Consider the following 18,809-nt stretch of genomic DNA (forward strand, 5'->3'; position numbering starts at 1 on the left):
GGCGTCGCGGTCGACGGACGGGCGAAGGGCGGTCCAATTTTTGGCAGGTACCTGACCGCCGGGGGCGGCCCGGCTCCATACTCGGTCGCGTCCGTCCTCCGGTCCAGCCCTTCGCCCCAGGGAGACGCCATGGCAGATCCGACCCGTCGCAGAGTCGTCACCACCGCCCTCGTCACCGCGGCCGCGGGCGTGGTGATCCCCGCGCAGACGGCCGCCGCCTCCACCGGCCGGCCGGGCCCGCGCCCCCTGGACCGTGCCCACGCGCACAACGACTATCTGCACCCGCGCCCGCTGCACGACGCGCTCGACCAGGGATTCACCAGCGTGGAGGCGGACATCTTCCTCGTCGGCGGCGAACTGCTCGTGGCCCACGAACCCGCCGGGCTCGACCCCACCCGCACCCTCGCCTCGCTCTATCTCGACCCCCTGCTGGCCCGCGTCACGGCCAACCACGGCACGGTGCACGCCGGACACCGCGCCCCGCTGCAACTGCTGATCGACATCAAGAACGAGGGCGCAGCCGCCTACGCCGAACTCGACCGGCAGCTGCAGCCCTACCGCAAGATCCTCACCCGCTACCGCAACGGCCGCATCCACACCGGTGCGGTCACCCCCGTGATCTCCGGCGACCGGGCCGCTCGCGTACCCATGGAGCCCCAGCGCACGCGGTACGCCTTCTACGACGGCAGGCTCGACGACCTCACAGGCCCGGCGGCCGCCTCCTTCATTCCGCTCATCAGCGCCAACTGGACGCAGAGCTTCGCCTGGCGCGGGGCAGGCCCCTTCCCCACCGCCGAGCGGGACAGGCTCCGCACCCTCGTCGACGCCGCGCACAGCCAGGGCCGGCGTGTCCGCTTCTGGGCGACACCCGACGTACCGGGACCTGACCGCGACGCCCTGTGGACGGAGCTCCTGGCGGCCGGAGTCGACCACCTCAACACCGATGACCTGGCCGGACTGGCAGCCTTCCTGCGCGCCCGCGCACGCGACGGGCGCACGGCCTGACCTTCTCCGCCGCGCCGAAACGGTCACGCCGAGTCAACACCCGTTCGGCGGACACGCCAGTGCGCCGGACGGCCCCTTCCCTACGCCACACTGGCGGCCGAATGCCGCAATTCCGGCGCGGCGGAGGAGGTTGGCATGGCCATTTCGATCTCACTGGTGCTGCTCCTGCTGATTCTCGCAGTGATCTTCCTGCGCAACGGAGGACTCAAGATCTCCCATGCGGTGGTCTGCGCCCTGCTCGGATTCTTCCTCGCCGGTACGAGCATGGCGCCGACCATCCAGGACGGGATCACCGCCACCGCGGACATCGTGAGCAGCCTGCACCCCTGACCTGCCACGGATCCCCGTAACCGGCCCTTCGCACGACACACCCGCGTCCGATACGGGACAATGGCGACGGAACCCGGCCGCGCACTGCTCCGGACGGCCCCCGCCACGTATCTGGAGAACGCAGCAATGTCCTTCCCGCCCCCCGGACGGCAGTCGGGCGCCGCTCACCACGAGTACTGCAACACGGGGCTCTGCTGCCGGTGCCAGCAGCGCTCCTGGACGACGAAGCTGGGCAATGAGCGGCTCTGCGGACTGTGCGCCGCCTGCTGCCGGGAGTGCGGCAGATCACCCGCACCCCACCTGGACGGGCTGAACGACGGGCTCTGCGGAGAGTGCCGGGGGCTGTGCGCACGCTGCCACACCCCGATGCCGCCCGAGGGCGAATGCGGGTGCCGGACCTGGCACCAGCGGGCGGGCGCCGATCCCGTCGGCTACGTTCTGCGCGCCATTCCGCAGCCGCTCACGCAGGCGCTCGGCCGCCGCATGCCGTCGGAAATCCATGAGCTGATCCACCAGGAACTGGGGCGCCGCACGCCCGCCCAGCTCGTCGACCGGATGGAACGCCGGTGGAACACGCGCTGGTCCCACGCCCTGCACGAGAAGGACGAGGACGGCCGCCGCCGCTGGACCGTCGAGGGGATCGCGGAGCAGCTGCTGCAGCCGGGCCACTGCTCCGACCCCCAGTGCGAGGACGGCTACCTCGTCACCGGCGACACGCCGTGCGGACGGTGCCGGCAGCCCACGCACCGCTTCGTCACGGCGGTGGCCGACCACACGGCGACCACGGCGCACGCCCGTGCCACCGCATCCGAGATCAGGCGGGCCATGCTGGACAACCGCTCCCGCAAGCAGCACCCGAAGCCTCCGCGGAAGCCGCAGCGCTGAGCGCCGTCACCTTCCGACGAGCCGGGAGCGGATCAGGAACCGCACCCCTTCGGGAGCCTCCAGCGAGAACCCGCTCCCGCGCCCCTCGACCACGTCGACGATCAGCCGCGTATGGGCCCACACCTCGTGCTGGCTCCTCGACATCCAGAAGGGGACCGGTTCCGCGACGCCGGTGACGTCGAGGGAGGCGAGCAGCACGTCCGAGTTGCCCGTCCGGAACTCGCCGGCCGGGTAGCACATGGGCGCACTGCCGTCACAGCAGCCGCCGGACTGGTGGAACATCAGCGGGCCGTGATCGGCCCGCAGCGTACGCAGCAGAGCGGCGGCGGCCGGGGTGAGCTCCACCGCGGGGGCCGCCGCGCCGCCGGGTTCGTCCGTCTCGTACGCGTTCACCTGCGCGCCGCCCTTCTGAGAACGATGACTACGGCTGACCGCCCCAGTGAACCCGCTCCGACGTTGCGGCAGGGTTGCGCGCCTCAGTCGAGAGCCGGATGCAGCTCGGGGCGTGCGTCCCACCAGGCCCGGTGGAAGGGGTTGTTGTCCACGTTGGCCAGGTAGGCGCGGGCGGCCGCCCGGTACAGCAGTTCCGCCTGTCCCGCCGAGACCGTCGAGCGGTTCCAGGCCAGGCGGATACGGCCGGTGATCGGCGTGCCGACGAGGGGCCGCAGGACCGTGCCCCGGGCGTACGGCGCCGTCGGCTGGCTGAGCGAGATCGCGCGGCCCGCGGCGATCAGCCCGTAGTGCATCTTGCGGTCGGTGATCCGGTAGCGCAGTGACGGAACGAACCCTGCCTTCGCGCAGGCCGCGACCAGCGCCTCGGGGCCGCCGTCGTCGTCCTCGACAAGCGTCATCCACGACTCGTCGGACAGGTCCGCGAGTTCGACGGACTCCCGGTCCGCGAGGGGGTGTCCGGCCGACATCCGGATACAGAACGGCTCCTTGGGGATCAAGGTCCTGGCCATCACACCGGTGGGGAGCGGGACTTCGTGCTCGTTGACCTCTCCGTACGCGACGGCGTCGTACTTCCCCGCTCCGAGCATACGGAGAAGCGCGGTCGCCGAGTGTTCCAGATCGACGGTGATCTCCTGCCCCGACATGGCCAGATCCGTCTGCTCCAGCAGTCCGTCGACCAGCACCAGCAGGATGCAGCCCAGCCGCAGCGGCCTGCCCGTGACGAACGCGCGCGACTCCGCACCCAGGGCGTCCATCTCGTCGAGCACCCGGCGGGCCTTGCCCAGCACGAACTGGCCGAGCGACGTGGGCTCCACGCCGTGCCTGGTGCGGACGAAGAGCTCACCGCCCGCGACGCGTTCGATCCGGCGCAGCTGAGCGGAGAGCGCGGGCTGTGACACCCCGAGCCGGCGCGCCGCGAGACCCAGGCTGCCCGCCTCCGCTATCCGGCAGACGGCTTGCAGATGCCTCAGTTCCAGCTGCATTTCAGCAGCGTACGCAGCGTGCCGCCGTCGCACCATAACTCGCGCCTTATGCCTGGCGGGATGTCCCTCACTGGTCATGCTCACGCCCATACTCGGCGGCGACGAACCAGCCTCCCCCACGCATTGGAGCCCCGATGAAACGAAGAACGGTGACGGCCGGCCTGACACTCGCCATGCTCGCCGGGCTGACAGGCACCTCGGTCGCCCAGCAGACGAAAGCCCCGGCGAGCACCGCCGACGCCCGCACGACTCCGCTCGCGCGGGCGGTCGCCGCAGCGGACCGGGCCGTCGACAGCGGTCTCGACTCCCTGGTGAACTCCTCGCAGGAACAGTACGAACGGCGCCTCGTCACACCCTGGGTGAAGGGCCTCTACTCCGTCGCCTACGAGCGCAGCTATCGCGGCCTGCCGGTCGTCGGCGGCGACGCGGTCGTGCTGGCCGACGGCGACGGTGACGTGCGCGCCCTTCAGTCGGCGTCCTCCACCCGGATCGACGTGGCGACCGAACCGGTCGTCACCGCGAAGAAGGCCGAAACCGTCTCGCGGGCGAAACTGGCCAAGGTCGACAAGGTCCGCAGCAGCCGGCTGGTCGTCAGACTGGACGGGGGCAGGCAGACCCTTGCCTGGGAAACGGTCCTCTCCGGCCGTACGAGGAAGGCGCCCAGCAGACTCCACGTCTACGTGGACGCCCGCACCGGCAAGGTCGTCGGAACGCACGACGAGGTCGCCGCGGGCAGCGGCACCAGCAAGTGGAACGGTCCGGGGCCGCTCACCATCGACACCACCGCCTCCAGCGGCAGTTACAGCCTGCGCGACCCGAACCGGGCCGGACTGAGTTGCGCGGACTACAGCACGGGCACCGTCTTCTCGAAGGCGTCGGACTCCTGGGGCACGGGGAACCCCACATCCAAGGAGACCGGCTGTGTGGACCTCATGTTCGCCGCGCAGAAGCAGTGGGACATGCTCGGCCAGTGGCTCGGCCGCAACGGGGTCAACGGCAGTGGCCGCACCTTCCCCGCCAAGGTCGGCCTGCCCGAGATGAACGCCTACTGGGACGGCAGCCAGGTCACCATCGGCCGCAACAGCGCCAACGAGTGGATCGCCGGAGCGGACGTGGTGGCCCACGAGTACGGGCACGCCATCGACACCACCACCCCGGGCGGCACCGGCGGTCAGGAGTCGGGACTCGGCGAGGGCACCGGAGACATCTTCGGCGCGCTGACCGAGGCGTACATGAACCAGCCCTCGCCGTACGACGTCCCCGACTACACCGTCGGTGAGATGATCAACCTCCAGGGCCGGGGACCGATCCGGAACATGTACAACCCGCCGGCCGTCAACAACGACCCGGCCTGCTACAGCTCCGCGATACCCGGCACCGAGGTGCACGCGGCGGCCGGGCCACTGAACCACTGGTTCTACCTGCTCGCCGAAGGGACGAACCCGGGCGGCGGGAAGCCGAGCAGCACCACCTGCAACCAGACCACCCTGACCGGCGTCGGCATCCAGAACGCCGGAAAGATCTTCTACGGCGGGATGCTGCTCAAGACCAGCAGCATGTCGTACAAGAAATACCGCACGGCGACGCTGAGTTCGGCCAAGTCGCTCGACCTCGCCACCTGCGGCCTCTTCCAGAAGACCAAGGCCGCGTGGGACGCGATCAGCGTGCCGGCCCAGGCCGGTGACCCGACCTGTACACCGACCGGGCAGAACAGCGACTTCTCCCTGGCTCTGAACCCCTCCGCCGGCACCGTCCAGCAGGGCGGCTCGGTCACCACGTCCGTGGTCACCAACACCACCACCGGCACCGCCCAGTCGGTGACCCTCACCGCCACCGGCCTGCCCTCCGGAGTGACCGCCTCCTTCAGCCCGGCCACGGTCCAGTCCGGCCAGTCCTCGGTCCTGACCCTCTCCGCGGCCACCACCGCCGCGCCCGGCGCGTCCACCGTCGTCATCAAGGGGCAGGGCACATCCCTGTCGCACACCGTCGACTACACGCTCAACGTCGGCGGAACACAGCCTGGCACCGACCCGCCGAACATCGCCGTCGCCAACGTCCAGGCGCACCTCGCGCAGTTCGGCACGATCGCCGCCCAGAACGGCGGCCACCGACGGGCGGGCAGCGCGGGCTACACCCAGTCGCTCGCCTATGTGAAGGCCAAGCTGCAGGCGGCCGGCTACACCGTCACCGAGCAGACCTGCTCCACCTGCACCTACCCGTCCAACAACCTCATCGCCGACTGGCCCGGCGGTCCCGCCGACCAGACCGTCATGTTCGGCGCTCACCTCGACGGCGTGGCGGCGGGCCCCGGGATCAACGACAACGCCTCAGGCTCCGCGGCCCTGCTGGAGAACGCGCTCGTCCTGGCGCAGAAGAACCCGACCATGACGAAGCACGTGCGCTTCGCCTGGTGGACGGACGAGGAACAGGGCCTCAACGGCTCGGAGTTCTACGTCAACCAGCTCAGCAGCTCCCAGCGCACGGCCATCAAGGGCTACTACAACTTCGACATGATCGGCTCCACCAACGCCGGCTACTTCATCAACAACGTCAACTCCACCACCTCCGCCCCGCTCAAGGCGTACTGGACCTCCCTCAACCTCGCACCCGAGGAGAACGTCGAGGGCCAGGGGCGCAGCGACGACGCGTCGTTCCAGGCCGCAGGCATCCCCACCTCCGGGTACGCGGCCGGTGCGAGTACCCGCAAGACCTCGGCGCAGGCGGCCAAGTGGGGCGGCACGGCCAACGCCGCCTACGACCCCTGCTACCACAGCTCCTGCGACACGACGAACAACATCAACGCGACCGTCCTGGACCGCAGTGCGGACGGGATCGCGTACGCCGTCTGGAAGCAGGCGGTCGGCAGTGACATCCCGGCGCAGGACTTCTCCCTCTCCACCAGCCCGTCCTCGGGCAGCGCCGCACCGGGTGGCAGCGTCACCTCGACGGTGAACACCACCACCCTGAGTGGCAGTGCGCAGACCGTCGCGCTCTCGGTCTCCGGCGCGCCGAGCGGCGTGACGGCGACGCTGAGCCCGTCCTCCGTACAGTCCGGCAACTCCTCGACCCTCTCCGTGCAGATCGGGGCCTCCGCCCAGCAGGGCACCTACACCCTCACGGTCACCGGTTCCGGAACGGTGAGCCACAGCACCACCTACACGCTCACCGTCGGCGGAGGCGGCGGTACCTGCACCGCACGTCAGCTCGTCGTCAACGGTGGCTTCGAGAGCGGCACCAGCCCGTGGACCACCACCTCGGGCGTGATCACCAACCAGGCGGGACAGCCACCGCACGGCGGTTCCTACAAGGCATGGCTGAACGGGTGGGGCACCGCACGTACGGACAGCGCCGCGCAGTCGCTGACCATCCCGTCGGGCTGCGCCACTCACCGGCTGTCGTTCTATCTGCACATCGACACCGACGAGACCGAGAGCGTCGCCTACGACACCTTCACCGTGTCGGTCGGCGGCCGCACCCTTGCGACGCTGTCGAACCTGGACGCGAACACCGGATACGCGCTGAAGTCCTACGACGTCTCCGAGTTCGCAGGGCAGACGGTCACCCTGAAGTTCAACGGCGTGGAGGACCAGTCCCTCCAGACCTCCTACGTCGTGGACGACGTCACCCTCCACGTGAGCTGATCCGCGGCACGTCCGGATGACCGATGACCGATGACCGGCGTCCGTCCCAGGGCCTCACGGCCCGGGGCGGGCGCCGGTCCCGCTCCGGGCGGAGCCCGACTGTCGTACCCACCCGCTAGGTTGCACTCATGAGCGAATTCGTACTGGTGGCAGGGGCGTGGCTGGGATCGTGGGCCTGGGACGAGGTGGTGCCCGGACTACGGGCCGCGGGGCACGGCGCGCATCCGCTCACCCTGACCGGCCTCGCCGAGAAGAAGGGCATCGCGGCCGGCCAGCAGACCCACGTCCAGGACATCGTCGACGAGGTGGAGCGCCTCGGTCTGCGCGACGTCGTCCTGGTGGGGCACAGTTACTCGGGCATTCCGGTCGGCCAGGCCGCCGAGCGGCTGGGGGACCGGCTGGCCCACGTCGTGTTCGTGGACTCCAGCGTTCCGGCCGACGGTGAGTCGTTCGCCTCCGCGTGGTGGGAGGGCCCGGAGAAGCTGGAGACCCCGATCAGGGAGAACGGTGGCTTCTGGGCTCCGCTCACCGCCGCGGACTGCGAGGGTCAGGACCTGACTGCCGAGCAGACGGCGCGGCTCGTGGGTGGGTCGACCCCGCATCCCGGTGCCACGCTCACCGAGCCGGCTGTCCTGACCCGTCCGCTCGGCGGTCTTCCGGTGACGTACGTCAAGTGCCTGCTCGACGGCGACGAGCCCGGTGCGGACGTCGCCGAACTGCTCAACAGCGAGCACTGGCGGCTGGTCACCATCGAAACCGGGCACTGGCCGATGTTCTCGCGGCCCGGCGAACTGGCCGCGATCCTGCACCGGGCGGCCGTGGGGGACTGACCAGGGCGCTCGATTGGCGGGGCCGGGAGGCGAGGCTTAACGTCGGTGGGGTGAGCGAATGCCTTCACCGCTGACGCGAGGCGTAGATGCCATGACAAGCCCCAACGCACCATCCTCCCGAGTCGCCGCAGCCCCGGAGCGGGGCCGCGGCAGTGGAATGGCCCTGCTGGTCATCGCATCCTGCCAGCTGATGGTGGTCCTCGACATCACCATCGTGAACATCGCCCTGCCACACATCCAGACGTCGCTGGGCTTCTCCACCGAGACCCTGTCCTGGGTGATCAACGCCTACACGCTGACCTTCGGCGGCCTGTTGCTGCTCGGCGGCCGGCTCGGCGACATCCTCGGCCGTCGCAGGGTCTTCATATTCGGCATCCTGCTGTTCGTGTTCGCCTCCCTGCTCGGCGGACTCTCGCAGGAATCCTGGCAACTGCTCGCCGCCCGTGCCCTCCAGGGCGTCGGCGGCGCCATCGCCTCCCCCACGGCCCTCGCGCTCATCACCACGACCTTCCGTGAAGGACCCGAGCGGAACCGGGCGTTCGGCGTGTTCGCCGCCGTATCCGCGGGCGGCAGCGCGATCGGGCTGCTCGCGGGAGGACTGCTCGTCGAATGGCTCGACTGGCGCTGGATCCTCTTCGTGAACGTGCCCATCGGTCTGCTGATCGTGCTCGCCACGCCTCGCTACATCCGTGAGTCGGAACGACACCCGGGACACTTCGACATCCTGGGCGCGCTCACCTCGACCGCGGGCATGGTGCTGCTGGTCTACGGCTTCATCCGCGCCTCCGAGGACGGCTGGCGCGACAGCCTGACGCTCGCCTCCTTCGCCGCCGCCATCGTGCTGCTCGCCGTGTTCCTGCTGATCGAGACCAGGTCGAAGCAGCCCATCACGCCCCTGTGGATGTTCCGCGACCGCAACCGCGCCGGTACCTACGGAATGATGCTGAGCCTCGCCGCGGCGATGTTCGGCATGTTCTTCTTCCTGACGCTGTTCGTGCAGAACATCCTGGGATTCAGCCCTCTGGCGGCCGGTCTCGCGTTCCTGCCGGTCAGCGTGATCATCGCGATCGGAGCGGGCATCGCCTCGCAGCTGCTGCCCCGCTGGGGGCCCAAGCCGTTCATGGTGGTGGGGGCGGTCCTGGCGGCGGTCGGGCTCGGGTGGCTGACGCTTACCGACATCGACAGTACGTATCTGGGGAGCATCCTCGGTCCGATGCTGGTCTTCGGGCTCGGCATGGGCATGCAGTTCGTCTCGCTGACGCTGATGGCGGTGTCGGGGGTGGGCGCCCGGGACTCCGGGGCGGCTTCCGGCATCCTCAACGCCACCCAGCAGGTCGGCGGATCCCTGGGTCTGTCCATCCTTGTCACGATCTTCGGTACGGCCAGCCGCAACGAGGCCACCGACCAGGTGCCGAGCTTCCTGGCGGAGGCGACCCCGGCCGAACTCGCCGAGTTCCGAAGGACGGGGGAACTGCCGGGAACCTGGGGCGACCAGGTGCTGACCTCGGGCATCTCGAGCGCGTTCATCGGAGCCGCCGTCCTGGCGATCGTCGCGGCACTGATCGCCCTGATCGTCATCCAGGTGCGCCCCGACGACCTGGAGCGGCTGCGCGGTGGCGGCGCCCTGCCCGCGGTCCCGGCCGGAGACGTCCCCGAGGAGAAGGCCGGGACCGGTGAATCGGCCGCGATGCCGCCGCGTGGGCCGGAACCGCCCGGCTCCTCCCCGCCCGCGAGATGACCGCTCGACGCGGTTCGTGACCACGGTGTGATGCGGTACGTCACCACGGTGTGACGCGGTACGTGAACGCGTGGCCGAGACCCCTTGGCGCGATACGGGCTGCGGCGCGTATGGCGGAGCACGTACACTCGGCCCGCACTCGCGCCCACCGGCGGGGAGTGTACGCAACTGATTGACGGAGAAGTTCGACATGAGTTCCGCAGACAGGTCCGAGGCACCGATCTACGCCAGTCTCGTGCAGGAGCACGGAGATGTGCTGGCCGAGGTTCGCCGGGTGGCCGAGCAGGCACTCCGCGACGCGGAACGCGCAATCGACTTCAGCGACCTTCGGGCGCCCGTGGCGTTCCGGTGATCCCGGCCACACCGGCCCACTGATCACCGAGTACCCGGCCGAACGGTCCTCACTGGGAAACCGTTCACCCGTTCGATAGGTTGACCGGTCATGTGGGCATTGAGCGCTGTCGCATACCGTCGGCTCGGCGCGGCCGGATCCGCCGCCGCCGTTCTGGGCGGCTGGGCCGCCGGAAAGCTGCCGGCCCATGATCCGTGGGGTCTGTGGGTGCCCCACGGGGCCCTGCTGACCACGTCGGCCGCCGTCCTGGCGTACGCCGGACTGACCCTGCTGGTCGTCGCCTGGTGGCAGTACGGGCGTGCGGGCGCCTCGGTGCGCGAGTCGCTGGTCACGCTCGCCTGGTGGACCGCACCGATGCTGCTGGCGCCGCCGCTGTACAGCGCCGACGTCTACAGCTACATCGCCCAGGGCGCCATGGTCATCGAGGGGCACGACGTCTACGTCGTGGGGCCCTCGGTACTCGACCCTGGCGGGCTCGGCGGCGACGCGGCCGCGAGTGTCGGCGGACACTGGACCGACACCCCGGCGCCGTACGGGCCGTTCTTCCTCGTGCTCGCCCGCGGTGTGACCTGGCTGACCGGCGGCACGATCGTGCCCGCGGTCCTCGGTATGCGGCTCATCGCCGTGGCCGCGCTCCTGCTGATCGTGTGGGCGCTGCGGAACCTCGCGCGCGAGCACGGCAGGAGCGAGAGCACCGCTCTCTGGCTCGGTGCGCTCAATCCGCTGCTCCTCATGCACGTCGTCGGCGGTATGCACAACGACGGGCTGATGATCGGACTCATGCTGGCCGGCGTGGTCCTCACCCTGCGGGGCCGCTGGATCTCCGGCAGCGTGCTCGTCGGCCTCGCCATGATGATCAAGTCCCCGGCGGCTGTCGCGCTGCTGTTCATCGGTGTGATCATGATCAGCGTGGTCGCCGGCCCGTACGCGCGACGGCTGGTGAAGGGCCTCCTGGGCCCCGGCCTGGTGGCGGCGGCGGTGGCCGTGGCCACGACCCTCCTCGCCGGGACCGGCTTCGGCTGGCTCGCCACGCAGAACGTCGCGGGAACCATCCATACAGCGCTCTCCGCGACCAGCGACATCGGGCTCGGCCTCGGGCACCTGCTCCACCCGCTGACCGGTTCCGACCCCGCCACGGTGAAGTCCGTCGTGCAGACGCTGGGCCTCGCCGCGGCGGTCGCTCTGATCCTCCATCTCGCCTGGCGCGCCCTGCGAGGCCGGACGGAACCCGTGCACGCCCTGGGCCTCGCGCTCCTCGCCCTCGTCGCCCTCTCGCCGATGGTGCAGCCCTGGTACCTGCTGTGGGGGACCGCCGTCGTCGCCGCCACCGCCGCGCACAGCCGCGCGGGCCTCGTGGTGGCCGTCCTCTCGGCAGGTCTCGTGTACGAGACGCACCCCACGGGGAGCACCCCGCCCTACGGTTTCGTCCTCGCCGGGGCCGCCTGTGCGATCGGCGCGACGCTGGTGCGCCGCGAGCGGACCTCGCCGGACACCGTACGCGTACCGGCCCCGCGCAGCGCCGAGCCGCCGGGCGCCGCGGAGGCCCGTGTCCGGAGGGTCGAATCCGGTTCCGTTTGACATGCGGCGGCCGGGTGGGAGGGTTGTCGATGTGCCGGTCCGCCACCCCGCCCGGCAGCGGTCGGCCGCGCGAGCGACGTGAAGGAGGACGGACGATGAAGGACGACGAGACGTTCCGGATCTGTCGGCACCTCGACGACGTACGGCCCGTGAACCCCGACAGCCCGGACGCGTGCCCGGAGTGTGTGGCGCAGGGCGACACCTGGGTGCACCTGCGGGAATGCCAGACCTGCGGCCACGTCGGGTGCTGCGACTCCTCGAAGAACAAGCACGCCACCGCGCACTTCACCGCGAGCGGCCACCCGCTCATCCGCTCCTTCGAGAAGGGCGAGAGCTGGTGGTGGTGCTACGAGGACCAGGTGTCCTTCGACGTCGAGGGCGCGCTCCCGGCCCGGCCGGTCTGAGCGTCCAGCGCGGCGAGCAGCCAGTCGTGGGCGGCCCCGGCCGTCGGCCGGGACGGGCCGGACACCTCGGCCACCAGCTGCCAGTAGCGGTCGATACGAGGGTCCTGCGCGAGCACTCCCGCGAGCCGGCGGCGGAAGCCCGGAGTGTCACGCGTGCCGTGTGAGCGGGCGTAGGCGGAGACGAAGCAGTCGAGCGCCTCGCCCTCGCGCCCCGGCCGCCGGGCACGGAGCTGCGGTGACGCCAGCGCGTACGCCTCGCCGAGACCGTCGTAGAGCACGTCCGGGCGGTACCCTTTCCCGGTCCTGTGCGCTTCCGGCTGGCAGTGCGCGGCGGCGACGTGCACGCCCGACACGAAGGCGTGGAGCCGGGCGAAGGTCAGGACCTGGGCAGGGGTGGGGTCGGCGGGCGGCTGCGGGACGGCCTCGTCGACGACCGCGGAGACCACGGGCGCCGGCAGGCGCGGGGGCAGCCAGCGGCGCCAGAAGCGCGCCAGCAGGGTGGTGTCCGGCGGGAGGGGTACGGCGCCGATCAGCCGGAGCCGCTCGGCCCGTTCCCGCGGGGTGCAGTCCTGGAGCAGCTGGAGAGCGGCCTCGCGCCAGCGCAGGCCCGCCAGCCGGGAGCCGAGTTCCTTCAGCTGCGCCGCGACGACGTCCTCCAGCGCGCCCTCCTCGTCGAGGACGCGGCCCACCTCCGGTACGGGCAGGCCGAGGGCCCGCAGCGAGCGGATGAGGCGGAGCCGCTCGACCGCGTCGGGCCCGTACCTCCGGTGTCCGCCGGTGCTGCGGGCAGCCTCCGGCAGCAGACCCCGGTCCGAGTAGAAGCGGACGGTCTTGACGGACGCGCCCGTGTGCCGGGCAAGCTCTCCGATGCTCCACATGCCGTCAGGCGACAACGCTTGAACCTCCCTCAGGGGGAGTTACTACGGTACCGGCGAGGGCGGGCGGCCCAGGTGGCAGGCCCGTCGGACGACTGCGTGCGAGGAGACGTACATGACGGCGTTCATCCTGGTGTCGGGCACCTTCACCGGCGGCTGGATCTGGCAGGAGGTGGCCGCGGGGCTACGGGAGTCGGGCGCCGAGGCGCATCCGCTGACGCTCACCGGCATGGGCGAGGGCGGCCCTCCGGCGGCACCCGGCACGGATCTGGAGACCCACATCCAGGATGTGGTGCGGCAGATCGACCGGGTGGACGCGGCCCAGGTGGTGCTCGTCGGCCACTCCTACGGCCTGTACCCGGTGCTCGGCGCCGCCGGCCGGCGCCCGGAGCGTGTTGCCCGGATCGTCAACGTGGACGGCGGACTGCCCCAGGACGGCGACCCGGCGCTGGGCCTCGTACCCGACCAGGCACTCCGTGACCGGCTGCTGGATCCTTCCGGGGCGGCCGATGACGACGGACCGCTCGCCCCGCCACCGCTCGACGGCTGGCAGCGCTGGGGAAGCGTGAAGGGCATCGACGCGGAGGGGCTGGCGAAGCTGGACCGCCGTGCCGTGCCGCAGCCCGCGGCCACGCTCACCCAGCCGCTTCCGCTGACCGAAGCGGTCGGGAAGCTTCCGCTGACCGGCGTCCTGTGCACCGCCAACGGGTCGAGCATCCAACTCGTCGAGTCGGCGGTGGGGTTCGGGGACCCGCGCTTCCAGGCGCTCACCGATCCCCGCGTGACGTTCTTCGAACTCGCCACCGGGCACTGGCCGATGCTCTCCGTCCCCGGCGAACTGGCCGGGGTGCTGGTCCGGGCCGCCGCAGGAGAGGGCCACCGGCTGGCCGCGACGGCGAAGGAGCGGCCCGTCCATCTGCGGCCGTTCCTCCTGGACGTACCGGAGCGGCCCCGCGAGCGGATCGGCCGGGTCGACCTCCATCTGCCGGACGACGGGCGAGGCGGCGAAGGCCCCCGGCCCGCTGTGGTGTTCGTGCACGGCGGCCCGCTGCCCGCCGGAGCGCGGCCCACCCCCCGGGACTGGCCGACCCTCGTCGGCTACGGGCAGTACGTGGCGCACCTCGGTGGCGTGGGCGTGACGCTCGACCACCGGCTCCACGACTTCACCGACTACGGGCGCGCGGCTCAGGACGTCCTCGACGCTGTCGAGCTCGTACGCGCAGATCCGCGCGTCGACGGGGACCGGGTGGCGCTCTGGTACTTCTCCGGCGGCGGGCTGCTGTCGGCGGACCCGCTCGCCGCGCCCCCGCCGTGGCTGCGGTGCGTGGCGGCGACGTACCCGGTGCTCGCGCCGCTGCCCAACTGGACGCTCGTCGATCCCCGTTTCCGGCCCTCGGCGGCGGTGCGGGGCGCGGGGCGCCTGCCGATCGTGCTGACGCGGGTCGGCCTGGAACAGCCGGAGATCATGGCGACGGTCGAGGAGTTCCTGACCGCCGCCAAGGAGTGCGACGCGAACGTCGAAGTGGTCGACGTGCCCTCCGGGCACCACTCGTTCGAAGCGATCGACCACACGGACGAGGCGCGCCGAGCGGTCGAGCACGCGGTACGCACGGTGCTGGGGCACCTGTGCGACCAGGACGGCACGGCGGCCCCGGGCCTGCCCCGTCGTGCGTGGCTACTCGAACCGTGAGGGGTCGCCGGCCCCCCTGCGTACGATCTCCGGCTCGCCGCCGGAGAAGTCGATGACCGTGGTCGGCTCGGTACCGCAGTCGCCCGAGTCGACCACGACGTCCACGACGTGGTCGAGCCGCTCCTTGATCTCCCAGCCCTGGGTCAGCGGCTCCTCCTCGTCCGGCAGGAGCAGGGTGCTGGACAGGATCGGCTCACCGAGTTCCGAGAGCAGCGCCTGCACCACGGCGTGGTCCGGGATGCGCACTCCGACCGTCTTCTTCTTCGGATGCATCAGCTGGCGCGGCACCTCCTTCGTCGCCGGGAGGATGAACGTGTAACTGCCGGGTGTCGCCGCCTTGATGGCCCGGAACACGTCGTTGTCGACCTGTACGAACTGGCCCAGCTGGGCGAAGTTCTCGCAGACGAGGGTGAAGTGATGCCGGTCGTCCAGGTTGCGGATCGAGCGGATGCGGCCGATGCCGTCGCGGCTGCCGAGCTGACATCCCAGCGCGTAACAGGAATCCGTCGGATACGCGACGAGTGCGCCGGAGCGGATGCTGTCGGCCACGCTGCTGATGGTGCGCCGCTGAGGATTCTCGGGGTGCACGTCGAAGTACTTCGCCATCCGCCGAGTCTACGGGCTGTCCCGTCATCCCTGGTGGAACAGGACGCGGCGGGCCCGTGACCTCCGGGCCCGCCCGTCCGGGCGCACCGCTCAGCGCCTCACCCAGCGGCTGCCCTTCGCCGCGGCCACCAGTTCGGGCACACTGCCGAGTTTGGCGCGCGTCCGTCCCTGACCCCTGCCGCGTGCCAGTTCGGCCCGGTCGATGGCCGCGAGGCCGCGGGCGTCGATCAGATGACGGGTGCGGTTCCTGACGAGGCGGCGGAACGCCGTCGCCGACCGGGCCGGTGCGGGCAGCGCGCCCCCGACGGCATCGGCGAGGAGCGTGCTGACCGTCTCCGCCGCGCAGGTGCGATTGGCCCCGATGCCGCCCGAGGGCCCGCGCTTGATCCACCCGACGACGTACGTCCCGGGCTGTCCGGTCACGCGGCCGGCCTCGTGCGGGACGGTGGCCGTCGCTTCGTCGAAGGGCAGTCCCGCCACGGGCACCCCGCGGTAGCCGACGGCCCGCAGGAGCGTCCCGGCCGGTATGTCGACGTCGCCCCCGACTCCCGTCACCCGTGCGGCCAGCACCGAGTCCGTGCCGATCACCTCCACGGTGGAGGAGTGGAAACGCAGGACGATGCGGCGTCCCGTCGCGGGGGTGGGCGACCAGTCGACCGTCCTTCTCGCCACATCCCGCAGCAGCGCGGCCTTCCCTTTGCCCTTCCCCTTTTCCGCGGCTGATGCGCTGTCGATCGTCGCGCCGGTACGCGGATCGTGGTCGTCGACGACGAGTTCCACACCCGGGAGGTGCTTGAGAGCGAGCAGTTCGGAGGCGGTGTACGCGGCGTCCTCCGGACCCCGGCGGCCGAGCAGGACCACTTCGCGCACCTTCGAGGCCCGCAGGGCGGCGAGGGCGTGGTCGGCGATGTCCGTACCGGCCAGCGCCTCGGGATCCGTGGCGAGAATGCGGGCCACGTCGACCGCCACGTTGCCGTTGCCCACGACGACCACCCGCTCGCCCGAGAGGTCGACGGCGTCCGCCGCCACCTCTGGATGGGCGTTGTACCAGGCCACGAAGGTGGTGGCGGCGATGCTGCCCCGCAGGTCCTCGCCCTCGACGCCTAGCCGGCGGTCCGTGGAGGCCCCCACGGCGTAGATGACCGCGTCGTGATGCGCCGCCAGTTCCCCCGTGCTGATGTCCTTGCCCACCTCGACGCCGAGCACCGTCCGGGCCCGGGGGTGGGCGTGGAAGCGTGCGAAGGTGTCGCCGATCTTCTTCGTCGCGGGATGGTCCGGAGCGACGCCGTACCGGATGAGCCCCCCGGCGACCGGAAGCCGGTCCACGAGGGTCACTTCCGCGTTGGTGTGCAGCAGCAGGTCCTCCGCGGCGTACATTCCCGCCGGGCCCGTGCCGACGATCGCGACCCGGATCGGCGCGAAGTCGGCGGGCACTTGGCGCTCGAAATTCGGCGCGCCCCACGTGTGGAAGTTCGGCCCCGCACCGACCGGTTCGGGCCGGCTGTCCGCGAAGTAGTCCGCGTTGACGGCGGCGTACTCCCGCTGCGCCACGGGGAGGCTGTCGACCGGGAAGATGGCGTCGACCGGGCAGGCGTCGGCACAGGCCCCGCAGTCGATGCAGGTCTTCGGGTCGATGTACAGCATCTCCGTGCTGCCGAACTCCCGCTCCTCGGGGGTGGGATGGATGCAGTTGACCGGACAGACGGCGATGCATGTGGCATCGCTGCAGCAGGTCTGGGTGATGGCGTAGGTCATGGCGTCGGCTCGGCTCCGGTCGGGCGATCGGCTCGGGTGAGATCTGGGGTGAGATCCCGGGTCGGCCTCGGGGGAAGGTCTCGGATCAGATGAGGTTGGCGCGCTTGTAGAAGAACAGCGCCGGCTTCGTGAGGAGGCGGGCCGAGGACAGGAACTCCATCAGGCCCGCACAGCTGGAACGCATCAGGGACCTGTGGTGCTCGTTCGTCGCCGCCTCGGTGAGGGCGCGCTTCGTGTCGAGCCCGGCGTTCGCGTAGACGCCCGGGTTCACCATGCTGGTGACGATGAAGTAGGAGGCGACCGCGATGACGAGCGCGTTCAGCTGCCGGCGCACCGGACCCGCGTGACGGAGCCGCTTGCGGGTCTCGTCGCGGGCGAACTTCATGTGCCGTGACTCCTCGACGACATGGATGTTGTTGATCGTCCGGACGAACGGCACGACCCGCTCGTCGCGCATCCAGTCGCGCTGCATGACGTCGAGGACCTCCTCCGCCACGAGGATCGCGGCGTACGCGGCCTCGCCGAAGGCAAGTGTCTTGAAGGCCCTGCCGAGTTCGATGACGCCGCGGCGGGGCTTGTAGGCGGGGGCTCCCAGTTTCGCGGCGCCCCGGGCGAACATGATGGAGTGCCTGCACTCGTCGGCGATCTCGGTGAGCGCCCACTGGAACTCCGCGTCGGTCGGGTCCTTGGTGTAGATGTCACGGAGCACCATCTGCTGCAGGATCATCTCGAACCAGATGCCGGTGCTTGCCACCGACGCGGCTTCCTGACGGGTGAGTTCCTTGCGCTGGGCGTCACTGAGTTCCCGCCAGTAGGCCGTTCCGTACAGCGTGCTCCACTCGGGGCTCGCGCCGTGGAAGCCCTTGTCCAGCGGGGTGTCCCAGTCCACCTCGGTGGCCGGGTCGTACGAGAGTTTCGCGGATGAGTCGAGCAGTCGCCGTGCGACGTCCTGCTCCTGGAGCCGGTCCTGTTCCTCCGGCCGAAGTGTGCTGCTTGACATGCTGCGGCTCCTTGAATCGAGAGGTCGGCCCGACGCCGGCAGCCGTGCCGCTCCCCACCCCGTGCCCGCTCGTGAGGAGCGATGGCCGCCGCGCGCCATCCACGCTTGTTAGACACGGCGTCTAGCAAGCTGTTAGGCGGAAGGTACAACAAGAGCGGCGCGCAGGCCTACCCCCGGTAACAAAATGCGTGAGATCTCTCCACGGAGCTGCCCCCGCGCCTTCACGTCACGGGCGGCGCGCGGGCGAGCGGCGTTGTCGGACCCGCGTCGTACGCTCACCGCATGAGTGTTTCGCTGTACTACGGCGCGCGCCGCGACCACGCGTTGACGGAGGCCGAGAGGGCCTCCGTCGAGCGGGTCGTCGCCGCCCACATGGCCTCGTTCCCGTACGGCGGAGAGGAGGATTCCCTGTATCTCTATGCTCCGGACGGCACCGACGAGCGCGAGATCCTCGGCGGTTCCACGAAGATGCCGCTCGATCCGGGCCGGCTCCTGCCGCTGATCGCCTGCGTGCTCGACTCCGTGACCGAACTGCGCCGAGCGGTCGAAGGCGCGGAGTGGCGGGTCCATATGGACGACCTGGACGTCCCGTGGCACGAGACCGAGGGGTATGCCCTGCCCGGTATGCGTGACCCCGAGCTCATCGCGGAGCTCGGGGGTCTCTGACGGTGCGGCCCGGCGGCC

General features: G+C 70.8%; 17 protein-coding genes. 11 read left to right on the top strand and 6 right to left on the bottom strand.

The window, feature by feature from the left end:
• Positions 1-129: 129 nt before the first annotated feature.
• The 3 genes from AB0C82_RS12485 to AB0C82_RS12495 all read left to right on the top strand — a co-directional run bounded on the left by AB0C82_RS12485 (position 130) and on the right by AB0C82_RS12495 (position 2,220).
• The gene (locus AB0C82_RS12485; RefSeq protein ID WP_362839642.1) at positions 130-1,005 is read left to right on the top strand and encodes a phosphatidylinositol-specific phospholipase C/glycerophosphodiester phosphodiesterase family protein; all 876 of its coding nucleotides are present in this window, start codon (positions 130-132) and stop codon (positions 1,003-1,005) included.
• A gap of 135 nt (positions 1,006-1,140) precedes the next feature.
• The gene (locus tag AB0C82_RS12490; protein WP_362839644.1) at positions 1,141-1,335 is read left to right on the top strand and encodes a hypothetical protein; all 195 of its coding nucleotides are present in this window, start codon (positions 1,141-1,143) and stop codon (positions 1,333-1,335) included.
• Between the two features lie 126 nt (positions 1,336-1,461).
• Positions 1,462-2,220, top strand: a complete 759-nt coding sequence (locus AB0C82_RS12495; protein WP_362839873.1) for a hypothetical protein — start codon at positions 1,462-1,464, stop codon at positions 2,218-2,220.
• A 6-nt stretch (positions 2,221-2,226) separates the two neighbouring features.
• Here AB0C82_RS12495 and AB0C82_RS12500 read toward each other — a convergent pair whose 3' ends face one another.
• Entirely contained in the window at positions 2,227-2,613 is a 387-nt protein-coding gene (locus AB0C82_RS12500; protein WP_362839646.1) for a DUF779 domain-containing protein, read from the bottom strand.
• Between the two features lie 83 nt (positions 2,614-2,696).
• The gene (locus tag AB0C82_RS12505) at positions 2,697-3,656 is read right to left on the bottom strand and encodes a LysR family transcriptional regulator (protein WP_362839649.1); all 960 of its coding nucleotides are present in this window, start codon (positions 3,654-3,656) and stop codon (positions 2,697-2,699) included.
• 134 nt (positions 3,657-3,790) lie between these two features.
• Here AB0C82_RS12505 and AB0C82_RS12510 point away from each other — a divergent pair, with 134 nt between their 5' ends.
• The 6 genes from AB0C82_RS12510 (at position 3,791) to AB0C82_RS12535 (ending at position 12,199) form a co-directional block, all read left to right on the top strand.
• Entirely contained in the window at positions 3,791-7,297 is a 3,507-nt protein-coding gene (locus tag AB0C82_RS12510; RefSeq protein ID WP_362839652.1) for a M28 family peptidase, read from the top strand.
• A gap of 128 nt (positions 7,298-7,425) precedes the next feature.
• On the top strand, positions 7,426-8,127 hold the full coding sequence (locus AB0C82_RS12515; protein WP_362839655.1) for an alpha/beta hydrolase: 702 nt from the start codon (positions 7,426-7,428) through the stop codon (positions 8,125-8,127).
• 91 nt (positions 8,128-8,218) lie between these two features.
• Positions 8,219-9,865 carry an MFS transporter gene (locus tag AB0C82_RS12520; RefSeq protein ID WP_362839657.1) on the top strand — a complete coding sequence of 549 codons (1,647 nt, stop codon included), beginning with the start codon at positions 8,219-8,221 and terminating at the stop codon, positions 9,863-9,865.
• Between the two features lie 190 nt (positions 9,866-10,055).
• Entirely contained in the window at positions 10,056-10,217 is a 162-nt protein-coding gene (locus AB0C82_RS12525) for a hypothetical protein (RefSeq protein ID WP_328907457.1), read from the top strand.
• 90 nt (positions 10,218-10,307) lie between these two features.
• Positions 10,308-11,795 carry a polyprenol phosphomannose-dependent alpha 1,6 mannosyltransferase MptB gene (mptB, locus tag AB0C82_RS12530; protein WP_362839660.1) on the top strand — a complete coding sequence of 496 codons (1,488 nt, stop codon included), beginning with the start codon at positions 10,308-10,310 and terminating at the stop codon, positions 11,793-11,795.
• A 95-nt stretch (positions 11,796-11,890) separates the two neighbouring features.
• The gene (locus AB0C82_RS12535) at positions 11,891-12,199 is read left to right on the top strand and encodes a UBP-type zinc finger domain-containing protein (RefSeq protein WP_362839663.1); all 309 of its coding nucleotides are present in this window, start codon (positions 11,891-11,893) and stop codon (positions 12,197-12,199) included.
• On the opposite strand, the gene AB0C82_RS12540 is transcribed toward AB0C82_RS12535, so the two are convergent.
• Positions 12,142-13,077, bottom strand: coding sequence for a MerR family transcriptional regulator (locus AB0C82_RS12540; RefSeq protein WP_362839666.1), 936 nt, complete (start codon positions 13,075-13,077; stop codon positions 12,142-12,144). The genes AB0C82_RS12535 and AB0C82_RS12540 overlap by 58 nt on opposite strands.
• Positions 13,078-13,189: 112 nt before the next feature.
• Between AB0C82_RS12540 and AB0C82_RS12545 the strand changes: the two genes are divergently transcribed.
• Positions 13,190-14,764 (top strand): alpha/beta fold hydrolase, encoded by a 1,575-nt coding sequence (locus AB0C82_RS12545; RefSeq protein WP_362839669.1) that lies wholly within the window; start codon positions 13,190-13,192, stop codon positions 14,762-14,764.
• Here the strand turns inward: AB0C82_RS12545 and AB0C82_RS12550 are convergent.
• The 3 genes from AB0C82_RS12550 to AB0C82_RS12560 form a co-directional block, all read right to left on the bottom strand.
• Positions 14,750-15,370 (bottom strand): L-threonylcarbamoyladenylate synthase, encoded by a 621-nt coding sequence (locus tag AB0C82_RS12550; RefSeq protein ID WP_362839672.1) that lies wholly within the window; start codon positions 15,368-15,370, stop codon positions 14,750-14,752. The genes AB0C82_RS12545 and AB0C82_RS12550 overlap by 15 nt on opposite strands.
• 90 nt (positions 15,371-15,460) lie before the next feature.
• Positions 15,461-17,125 (bottom strand): FAD-dependent oxidoreductase, encoded by a 1,665-nt coding sequence (locus tag AB0C82_RS12555; RefSeq protein ID WP_362839675.1) that lies wholly within the window; start codon positions 17,123-17,125, stop codon positions 15,461-15,463.
• A gap of 85 nt (positions 17,126-17,210) precedes the next feature.
• Positions 17,211-18,125, bottom strand: a complete 915-nt coding sequence (locus AB0C82_RS12560) for a diiron oxygenase (protein ID WP_362839678.1) — start codon at positions 18,123-18,125, stop codon at positions 17,211-17,213.
• 282 nt (positions 18,126-18,407) lie between these two features.
• On the opposite strand from AB0C82_RS12560, the gene AB0C82_RS12565 reads away from it, so the two are divergent.
• On the top strand, positions 18,408-18,791 hold the full coding sequence (locus AB0C82_RS12565; protein ID WP_362839681.1) for a hypothetical protein: 384 nt from the start codon (positions 18,408-18,410) through the stop codon (positions 18,789-18,791).
• Positions 18,792-18,809: the final 18 nt, after the last annotated feature.

It is taken from the genome of Streptomyces sp. NPDC048560 (assembly GCF_040650955.1).
Classification (GTDB): domain Bacteria; phylum Actinomycetota; class Actinomycetes; order Streptomycetales; family Streptomycetaceae; genus Streptomyces.